This is a genomic window from Candidatus Methanoperedens nitratireducens (assembly GCF_900196725.1).
GTDB lineage: Archaea > Halobacteriota > Methanosarcinia > Methanosarcinales > Methanoperedenaceae > Methanoperedens > Methanoperedens nitroreducens_A.
On the sequence record NZ_FZMP01000114.1, the window covers coordinates 1 to 7,936 of the forward strand.

The window sequence follows — 7,936 nt, forward strand, 5'->3', positions numbered from 1 at the left end:
TTTATTCATAACTGGATTATGGGATAGTACCGGTGGCAATATATTTATATAAAAATGGAAAAATTTCCCTTTCAAGAGGCGCTGAGATATGCGGAGTAAACATAGAAGATTTTAAAGAGATACTGAAGGATAGAGTATAAAAATCGAAGTACCGAGCATACCTTCCAATGAGATTGATAGGGAGGTTGAGGTAATATTGAATTTATAATCGTTGATACCGATATTTTAAGCATGTTTGCTAAGATTGATTCTATTGATATCTTAACAGAGCTTTTCACGAACAAAGTTGTTTTAACTCCAAAGATACATGATGAACTTTCAGTACCTTTAGAATATGGCTATGCTTATCCGCATAATGTATTCATAAAAATAAGAACAATTCCATTAAGCGATGAAGTAATAGAAGAATACGAGAAATTACAAAAATTTTAGATCTTGGAAAAGGAGAATTAGAAGCAATCGCATTTTGCAAAACAAGAAAATGTATATTTGTAACTAACGATAAAAAAGCAAGAGAAGTTGCGAAAAAGAATAGCGTACTGGTTTTATCTTTACAGGCGGTATTAAAAGAGATTTTTGAGGAATAACTTTTCCTATGGCTATGGCTTGTGGAAGAGTTTTAAAGGCACAGAGGCATTTTTTAAGTATTCACCTTTTCGGCATAAGATAAATCTCTTCAGAGTCGCTGTCATACCCTATTAACCCGGCGTGTCTTGTCCAGTTGATTATTATCCTGAAATAACTGTCGGTATCGGCAGAGGGTATCCTTCTCTGGATGAATTTGAGAACGTCCTCCTTACTCATCCTGTACTCATCCGACTCCATGAGTTCGTTCCTGAGCTCTTTTATTATCTCCACACCTGCAACTTTATCCCTTATTATCTTTTTTCTCTCCTGTATGCCTGCATCAAGTAGTTTCCGTGCATCTGCTGTCAGTTCGATATTGCCATCCATAGTAACGGCAAGCCCGAGTATCTCCGCGCATCGATGGAAGGAAGGATTTCATCAAGCTCAAGATCAAAATCGGCAGCCAGGCGGGCGGCATCCTCCACTCCTCCTGCGTCATTGACTGCTTCAAGCAGCCCTATTATCTCGCTGATTGTTGTTTTTGGAAAAATCATGTTTTACTATATTATTAGTGAAAACACCTTATCAACCCATCGATAGAACTCAGGGTCTTTCCTGTTCCTGGGCCTTTCCAGTTCAATTCTTAAATCCGCCACGACTTTTCCGGGACGCGGTGAGAGGACGATTATGCGGTTAGCCATGTACACAGCCTCCTCTACATTATGGGTTACCATGATTACCGCATCAGGCGGCATGTTTTTATCTGCCCACAGCATCAGCAGTTCGTCTTTTAAGTTCTGGGCTGTCAGTGCATCAAGAGATGAGAACGGCTCGTCCATACACAATAGCACAGGTTCCACAGCGAGAGCGCGCGCGAACCCGACTCTCTGCTTCATACCTCCTGAAAGTTCGCGCGGGTAGACCTTCTCAAACCCATCAAGCCCTACAGATTTAATATATTTACAGGCTATATTTTCTCTCTGTTTATCATTCACACCCTTAGATTCAAGTATGAGTTCTATGTTCTCCTTGACCGTAAGCCACGGGAAAAGCGCGAAGTTCTGGAAGACCATGGCAACTTTCGGGTTATCGGGCGCTATTACTTTACCTTTAAAAAAAACCTCCCCTGAAGTAGGTTTCTCAAGTCCGATGATTATCCGCAGGAGAGTGCTCTTTCCACATCCCGATGGGCCCACGATACAAATAAAATCGTTGTCTTCTACAGCGAAATTAATATTTTCAAGAACCGGTATCCCGGTACCATCAGTTTCATAGGTTTTCGATACGTTTCTTATCTCTACCAGCATTCATGCCTCTTAATCGAATTTATATTTAGCCAGCGCTCTCCTGTATAAAGGCTGCCATATAAGTCTATTCAGGAATATAATGGTTATAGCCATACCGAGCACGGATAACAGTACCATACTTGAATCCGGCGACTCAAATGTCGCTTTATCAAGCAGATACCCTATCCCGAAAAGGTGGTATTCCTGCCCTTTAAAGACAATGTATTCGGCAACTATAAGCGTGTTCCAGCCTCCTCCCCAAGCGGTTATGCTCCCTGTGATAAATGAAGGGAACATTGCAGGTAAAAGAACTTTTTTCCAGTAGAGCTTTCCTTTGACCCCGAAGGATGTAGCGGCATTATCTATATCTTTCGGGATTGACCTTACACCTGCGATCAGGTTAAAAAGCAGGTACCACTGCATCCCGAGCAGTATGAGGATAACAGCCGCAATATCCAGGCTTCCGTATTTTATGAAAATAACGACCATTGCCGGGAAGAGCGCGATCGCAGGGATGGAAGCCGCGATTTCCATCAGAGGCATGAGGTAAGATGAAGTTTTTTTGTTATTCACTATATAAACGGCTGCCGGAATCGTCCATAAGGTACAGATTACGTATGCTGCGCTTAACCGCAAAAACGAGTACACTATTGCAAGCGGGATGGAATAAGCATCAGCCGGAAGGTTCAGCAGCAATTTAACTATGGAGATAACAAGCTCATATATGATATAGACAAGGCTCAGGAATAAAATAAGAAGACCTGAAAATTTCATGGCGGTTTTAATAATTTTATGTTTGTAGAACTGGATATACAGTGATACAGTTATCTTTGAAAAAACATCGAAGATAAATCGGAATACTTGTTTGATTGCCTTTACATTAAAGATGAACTCACGCGGTCTTTTTTCACCTGCGTACTCATAATTATACTTGTCAGCCCACGATTGCATCGGTCTCCAGATAAACAGCTCAAGTAAAAGTATGATAATTATCAATACGGATAATCCAACAAGCATGAGGGCTATTTTCCCTGAATATGTCGTGTCTATCAGAAAGCTCCCGAGCCCGGGGAGTTTATACGTTCCCGACCCCGCAGAGATGAGCTCGGACGCAACTAAAAAAAACCATCCTGCCGACCAGGACATGATGCTGTTGTAAACCAGTTTCGGGACGCATGCAGGAAGTGTGAGATTCTCAAGGCGCTGCCATCTTCGAACCCCGAAACTATCCGCAGCTTCTATGAGCTCTTTCGGGATAGTGGTAAGGGATTCGTAAACCCCAAAAGCCATGTTCCATGCCATGCTTGTAAAAATCAGGAAAACTGCCGCAACTTCTACTCCCGGCCTGCCCGGAATAAGTCCAATGAAGAAAAGGACAGCAGCAGGGAAAAACCCCAGTATGGGAACGGATTGGAGAATATCCAGGACGGGGAGCATGAACCTTCTTGCCCTTGTATTTGTTGCGGCGACATAACCGTATGAAAGAGCGAAGCAGAGCGCAAAGAAGTAAGCGACGCTCATCCGCAGTAAAGAGGATGCAGCGTAGTATGGAAGTGATCCAAGCTCAAGGAAGTCTATAAAATCAAAAAAATAGAAAGCTAACGTGATTGTGATCAAAAAGAGTATGATTGCAAGGATAAAGTGTCCTTTTCTCATTGTTAGCTGCATTCACAGCATAAATAATAACTCTTTTTAAAGTACCCGCTGTTTATATGAGAGATCGCTTACTGCGCATCCCGCTTTCCGAGCCTTCCGCCCGCTATCTGCCCTGCAACATCGGAAAGCACAAGCAGCGGTATAACAGTCCAGTTAAGACCTGAAAATATCCGCAGCAGGAACACGAAAGGCACAGGGATGTGTATAGCCATCATCCACTGCCTTGAGAACCTCGTGGCTTTGCTTTTGTTTTAAGTTAAAATCCGGTTTTGTGAATTTAAAGCGAATATTCTCCGGGCAGGGGATTGTATTGAAATCCCCGCCTCTTGAAGAACAGTTACTTTACATCAGGCGTAAAATACATATATCCTTAAATTCATCTTAAAAGGAGGAAATGAATATGCAAATAGACCCGGTTTGTGGAATGCAGGTTGATGAAAGCACGGCACAGTATAAGACAGAGTACAAAGGGAAAACATACTACTTCTGCGCGCCAGGATGCAAGAAAGTTTTTGAATCGGAGCCTGAAAAATACCTTAAAGGCGGACCTGTTGGCATGGGCGGCGAGAAAAAGCCCTGGTGGAAGTTCTGGTAGTTCCCGGTAGTTTATATTAATTTTTTCAATTTAAACAAACGAGAGAAAATGAGACTATCGATTATAATAGTACTTTTTACGATTATTGCAGTGACCGCAACAGGATGTATATCAAGCGACCAGCCTCCTGCAGATTTACTTGAGCCTCGTGAGAATTCGGACGCCGGTATAACAATAACAGCAACCTATCTCCCTGACATCACGGATGCTACAGCTTTTGAGATCAAGGTCACTGCTCACAAGGATTATAACGATGCGTTCGGGAATATCTCCTATCTCAGGGATTCCGGAGGGAAAACATACAAGCCTGTTTCCTACGAAGGCGGTGGGGGACATCATGCAAGCGGAGTGCTCCGGTTCCCGAAGATCGATGGCAAGAGATTTGAACTTGTTATCCAGGATGTTGCAGGTGTAAAAGAAAGGGTATTCAAGTGGTAATATAACATGCCAGGAAAACAAGCTTTTAAAAGCTTTTTAAAAAATCCTTTTGTTTTCGGATCAACGATGGGGATACTTGTAGTCTTTTTCAACATCTCTATTGCTTCATTGGCAGAGGGTTCTTTAAAAAGCGGTTATTCTGTTTTTCTTGATAACGGCATCTTCGTGTACCTTATCCCCCTGGCGGTCGGAGTCCAGATGGGGCTTTTCAGGTACCACAGGAACCTGACAGCGGGAAACGTTTCCGGCTCCGAGAAAATGGGCATGGCAGGCTCAGCCACTTCGTCCATTGCGATGATAGCATGCTGCCTGCATCATGTGAGCGATCTGCTGCCCGCGGTGGGCTTTGTTCTTGCAACATCGTCGTTCCTTACTGAATATAAAGATACTATCATAATCATTGGATTATTAGCCAACCTGGCAGGCAGCGCCTATATCACAAGAGCCATCTTAAAAGACAGGTCAATTATATATGGAAATAAAAGTGCACTATGATTTTACCCAGCAGGAGCTGACAGGCGAGATGGATATTGTTGAGCTTCTGGAAGGCTCAAAGCTCAAAGAACTATTGCAGCTCATTGATGCAAAAATAGTTAAGGCAGGAGAAGATAAGAATATTGATACCACGTATAAAACCACTCTTGTCAGCGGGCAATTGAACGGATGCGTGGTCTTCATAAACGGAGCTGCGCCTGAGAAACTGCTGGAACAGGAATTGCATGATGGGGATAACATTGAATTTGTTTACGGATTCTGCGGTGGATAATGAACGGATTGATTGATTTCATAAACAGGAACTATATTGAAGGCATAATCAATGATACGAGCTATAACCATATCGACATGCTCACGTATGTCATTGTTTTATTTGCTGGTGTTTACGGCGTCTTAAGATTATTGAACAAGTTGAGCATCAGGATCGATGAAGAGTTCGTGCTTGCTACGGTACCGTATGTTCTCATGGGTTCGGTATTCAGGGTCATTGAGGATGCAAACCTCCTTTCTCCCCCTGTCAAATATCTTTTCATCACGCCGCTTATTTACTTTGTGATCTTTGCTGTATGTTTTGGCATCCTTCTTTTGACGAGGTATCTTGAGAGGACCGGGAAAATAGAGAATTATATTAATACATACGCAGGCGCAGGGATAATAATATCAATAGCAGGGATTATGTTCCTTGTTTTTAATTCCCGTAACTGGAATTCTGAAATCCTGATATATAGTCTTTTCCCTGCGATAGCATTAACCGGCATCATAAAAAAAATTTCTTCTACTATTGGTATGGCATATCTTCGCAGCAGGGTTTACTCCATTGTAATCTTTTCATTCCTGCTTGATTCATTTACAACCTATATTGGCACCGACCTGCTGGGATATACGAACAAGCATCCTTTTAGCACTTTTCTGGCTTCTGCTTTCGGGACAGGGATAATATTGATACCCCTATCTCTGGTCCTGGTGCTGTTGATCATCCTCGTGCTTGAAAGGGATTCCGGAAAAGATACGAACAATGATGAGAAGTATATGCTTATACTGACTCTGATCGTTCTCGGTCTTTCTATGGGCGCAAGGAATCTGATCGGGATTACCTTGGGGGTCTGATGTTTACTCACTATCAACGGTCGGAAAATATCCGGACTTAGACATCATTTATTACAGGTTCGATTACCCTGAACGCCTCGACATCCACCAGCCCCATATCCGTTATCTTAAGCGACGGGATGACCGGCAGCGCCAGGAAAGATATCTGTATAAACGGCGCATCAAGCCTGCATCCCATCTTTCTGACCACCCTGTGCAACTCTTCTAATTTCTTGTCCACTACAGTTGCGCTCTCTGTGCTCAGGATGCCGGCAAAAGGAAGGTGCAGGTAATCTATTACCCTGTCTTTTGCAAGCACTATCCCTCCCTGGAGTTCCCTGAGCTTGTTAGCGCAAAGCGCCATATCCTCAAAATCCGTGCCAACGAGAATGATATTATGCGAATCATGCGCCATGCTCTGTCCTATTGCACCCTTTTTCAGGTTAAAGCCGCGGACAAAGCCCCTGCCTATATTTCCCGATTTCCCGTGACGTTCTATTACAGCAATGGCAAGTATATCGCGTTCTACATCAGGCAGTACAGCCATCCCGTCTGTTTCTAATTCCTCGATACTTCTCTCCGTGATGAGCTTACCAGGCACGATCTCTATTATATGGGCAGATACTTTCTTTTCCTCTGAGCGCAGCTTCAGGTCATCCGGGCTTATTTTTTTGCACTTCAAAGTCCTGAAAACATATTCTGGATACCGGATTCCTGTTATTTTTGGAGCTATTTCGCCTCGTATTATCACGGTCTTTATCCTGAAAGCCGCCAGGTCATCCAGTATTACAAGATTTGCTCTTCTGTCGATGCTTATCGAGCCAACAAGCTGGTCCACTCTGTAATGGCGGGCTGTATTAATGGTAGCCATGGAAATCGCCTGTACAGGGTCTGTCCCAAGCCTGATAGCAGCCCTTACAAGCGCATCCATGTGTCCTTTTATGAGGTCGGCAGGGTTTTTATCATCAGTAGCGAAGAAGAAATTTTCAAGGGATACGCCGTTTTGGATCAATTTCGGCATAAAATCTTCAAGACACTTCGCCACAGAGCCTTCGCGAAGCATTATTTTCATCCCGATGCGCGCTTTCTCAAGCGCCTCATCGTACGTTACAGATGCATGGTCGCTTGAAATCCCGGCGCTCATATATCCGAAGAGTTCCCTTCCTCTCATTTCGGGGCAGTGACCGTCCACTACAAGTTTCCGCTCAAGAGCCGACGATATCATTCTGAGCTTTTCAGGGTCGCCTCGCAGGACAGCAGGATAATCCATCACCTCGCCAAGCCCCACCACGTACTTCTTATCCAGGAATTCCTTTATCTCTTTCCTTCCGAGCCTGGTGCCTGAAGTTTCAAGGGGACTTGAAGGAACGCATGATGATATCATGACAAAAACGTCTATCGGAAGTTGTGTTGCCTCGCGCAGCACCAGCCTGATGCCTCTCGTGCCAAGGATATTGGCGATCTCATGAGGGTCGATTACGATGCCTGTTGTTCCGTGAACGAGCGATTGTTTTGCAAATTGCGTAAGTGTTACCATGCTTGATTCGAAATGCACATGCCCGTCTATAAGCCCGGGACAGACATGGGCGTTTTTTACATCGAGAATCGTTGTTTTTGCATCGGTCAGTTCATCCACATCGCCTATACCGGCGATGAACCCCGAGCTTATCGCTATGTCGCCTTTTAATATCTCCTTATGCATTACCGAAAAATAAATTAGTAAATTATATAATCTAAGCCACCATATATAGTGGCATGGATACTAACAAGCAGTATGCATGGTGGCTAAAAGCCCTATCAGGAGCAGATGAAG

General features: G+C 43.6%; 13 protein-coding genes. 7 read left to right on the plus strand and 6 right to left on the minus strand.

Annotation, left to right across the window (positions count from 1 at the left end):
• The first annotated feature begins 32 nt into the window (after positions 1-32).
• Together MNV_RS21235 and MNV_RS08480 are read left to right on the plus strand one after the other, a co-directional pair.
• On the plus strand, positions 33-140 hold the full coding sequence (locus MNV_RS21235; protein ID WP_179293879.1) for a UPF0175 family protein: 108 nt from the start codon (positions 33-35) through the stop codon (positions 138-140).
• Between the two features lie 91 nt (positions 141-231).
• Entirely contained in the window at positions 232-432 is a 201-nt protein-coding gene (locus tag MNV_RS08480) for a hypothetical protein (RefSeq protein WP_096205210.1), read from the plus strand.
• Positions 433-648: 216 nt separating this feature from the next.
• On the opposite strand, the gene MNV_RS08485 is transcribed toward MNV_RS08480, so the two are convergent.
• From MNV_RS08485 to MNV_RS19530, 5 genes are all read right to left on the minus strand, one after another.
• Positions 649-954, minus strand: a complete 306-nt coding sequence (locus MNV_RS08485) for an AAA-associated domain-containing protein (protein ID WP_096205212.1) — start codon at positions 952-954, stop codon at positions 649-651.
• On the minus strand, positions 933-1,121 hold the full coding sequence (locus MNV_RS08490) for a hypothetical protein (protein ID WP_096205214.1): 189 nt from the start codon (positions 1,119-1,121) through the stop codon (positions 933-935). The genes MNV_RS08485 and MNV_RS08490 overlap by 22 nt, the downstream gene beginning before the upstream one ends.
• Positions 1,122-1,127: 6 nt before the next feature.
• Complete coding sequence (locus MNV_RS08495; protein ID WP_096205216.1) at positions 1,128-1,874, minus strand: ABC transporter ATP-binding protein; 747 nt, start codon at positions 1,872-1,874, stop codon at positions 1,128-1,130.
• Positions 1,875-1,883: 9 nt separating this feature from the next.
• On the minus strand, positions 1,884-3,509 hold the full coding sequence (locus tag MNV_RS08500) for an ABC transporter permease subunit (RefSeq protein WP_179293880.1): 1,626 nt from the start codon (positions 3,507-3,509) through the stop codon (positions 1,884-1,886).
• A 68-nt stretch (positions 3,510-3,577) separates the two neighbouring features.
• Positions 3,578-3,724, minus strand: a complete 147-nt coding sequence (locus tag MNV_RS19530) for a hypothetical protein (protein ID WP_179293881.1) — start codon at positions 3,722-3,724, stop codon at positions 3,578-3,580.
• A gap of 185 nt (positions 3,725-3,909) precedes the next feature.
• On the opposite strand from MNV_RS19530, the gene MNV_RS08505 reads away from it, so the two are divergent.
• Genes MNV_RS08505 through MNV_RS08525 form a run of 5 tightly spaced genes read left to right on the plus strand, consistent with a single transcriptional unit; the run spans position 3,910 to position 6,144 of the window.
• Positions 3,910-4,104, plus strand: a complete 195-nt coding sequence (locus MNV_RS08505; RefSeq protein ID WP_096205218.1) for a YHS domain-containing protein — start codon at positions 3,910-3,912, stop codon at positions 4,102-4,104.
• Between the two features lie 48 nt (positions 4,105-4,152).
• On the plus strand, positions 4,153-4,542 hold the full coding sequence (locus MNV_RS08510) for a hypothetical protein (protein WP_096205220.1): 390 nt from the start codon (positions 4,153-4,155) through the stop codon (positions 4,540-4,542).
• A 6-nt stretch (positions 4,543-4,548) separates the two neighbouring features.
• Positions 4,549-5,037 carry a hypothetical protein gene (locus tag MNV_RS08515; protein ID WP_096205222.1) on the plus strand — a complete coding sequence of 163 codons (489 nt, stop codon included), beginning with the start codon at positions 4,549-4,551 and terminating at the stop codon, positions 5,035-5,037.
• Complete coding sequence (locus MNV_RS08520; protein WP_096205224.1) at positions 5,015-5,308, plus strand: MoaD/ThiS family protein; 294 nt, start codon at positions 5,015-5,017, stop codon at positions 5,306-5,308. The genes MNV_RS08515 and MNV_RS08520 overlap by 23 nt, the downstream gene beginning before the upstream one ends.
• Positions 5,308-6,144, plus strand: a complete 837-nt coding sequence (locus MNV_RS08525; RefSeq protein WP_096205225.1) for a DUF63 family protein — start codon at positions 5,308-5,310, stop codon at positions 6,142-6,144. Before MNV_RS08520 ends, MNV_RS08525 begins: the two co-directional genes overlap by 1 nt.
• 37 nt (positions 6,145-6,181) lie before the next feature.
• On the opposite strand, the gene ade is transcribed toward MNV_RS08525, so the two are convergent.
• Positions 6,182-7,825, minus strand: a complete 1,644-nt coding sequence (gene ade / locus MNV_RS08530; protein ID WP_179293882.1) for an adenine deaminase — start codon at positions 7,823-7,825, stop codon at positions 6,182-6,184.
• Positions 7,826-7,936 lie beyond the last annotated feature (111 nt).

What these genes read in the sequence shown, in the direction of transcription:
- ade (WP_179293882.1), bottom strand. Translation starts at nt 7,825, where the DNA reads ATGCATAAGGAGATATTAAAAGGCGACATAGCGATAAGCTCGGGGTTC.
- MNV_RS08500 (WP_179293880.1), bottom strand. Translation starts at nt 3,509, where the DNA reads ATGAGAAAAGGACACTTTATCCTTGCAATCATACTCTTTTTGATCACA.
- MNV_RS08520 (WP_096205224.1), top strand. Translation starts at nt 5,015, where the DNA reads ATGGAAATAAAAGTGCACTATGATTTTACCCAGCAGGAGCTGACAGGC.
- MNV_RS08485 (WP_096205212.1), bottom strand. Translation starts at nt 954, where the DNA reads ATGGATGGCAATATCGAACTGACAGCAGATGCACGGAAACTACTTGAT.
- MNV_RS08490 (WP_096205214.1), bottom strand. Translation starts at nt 1,121, where the DNA reads ATGATTTTTCCAAAAACAACAATCAGCGAGATAATAGGGCTGCTTGAA.
- MNV_RS19530 (WP_179293881.1), bottom strand. Translation starts at nt 3,724, where the DNA reads ATGATGGCTATACACATCCCTGTGCCTTTCGTGTTCCTGCTGCGGATA.
- MNV_RS08525 (WP_096205225.1), top strand. Translation starts at nt 5,308, where the DNA reads ATGAACGGATTGATTGATTTCATAAACAGGAACTATATTGAAGGCATA.
- MNV_RS08515 (WP_096205222.1), top strand. Translation starts at nt 4,549, where the DNA reads ATGCCAGGAAAACAAGCTTTTAAAAGCTTTTTAAAAAATCCTTTTGTT.
- MNV_RS08480 (WP_096205210.1), top strand. Translation starts at nt 232, where the DNA reads ATGTTTGCTAAGATTGATTCTATTGATATCTTAACAGAGCTTTTCACG.
- MNV_RS08505 (WP_096205218.1), top strand. Translation starts at nt 3,910, where the DNA reads ATGCAAATAGACCCGGTTTGTGGAATGCAGGTTGATGAAAGCACGGCA.
- MNV_RS08510 (WP_096205220.1), top strand. Translation starts at nt 4,153, where the DNA reads ATGAGACTATCGATTATAATAGTACTTTTTACGATTATTGCAGTGACC.
- MNV_RS08495 (WP_096205216.1), bottom strand. Translation starts at nt 1,874, where the DNA reads ATGCTGGTAGAGATAAGAAACGTATCGAAAACCTATGAAACTGATGGT.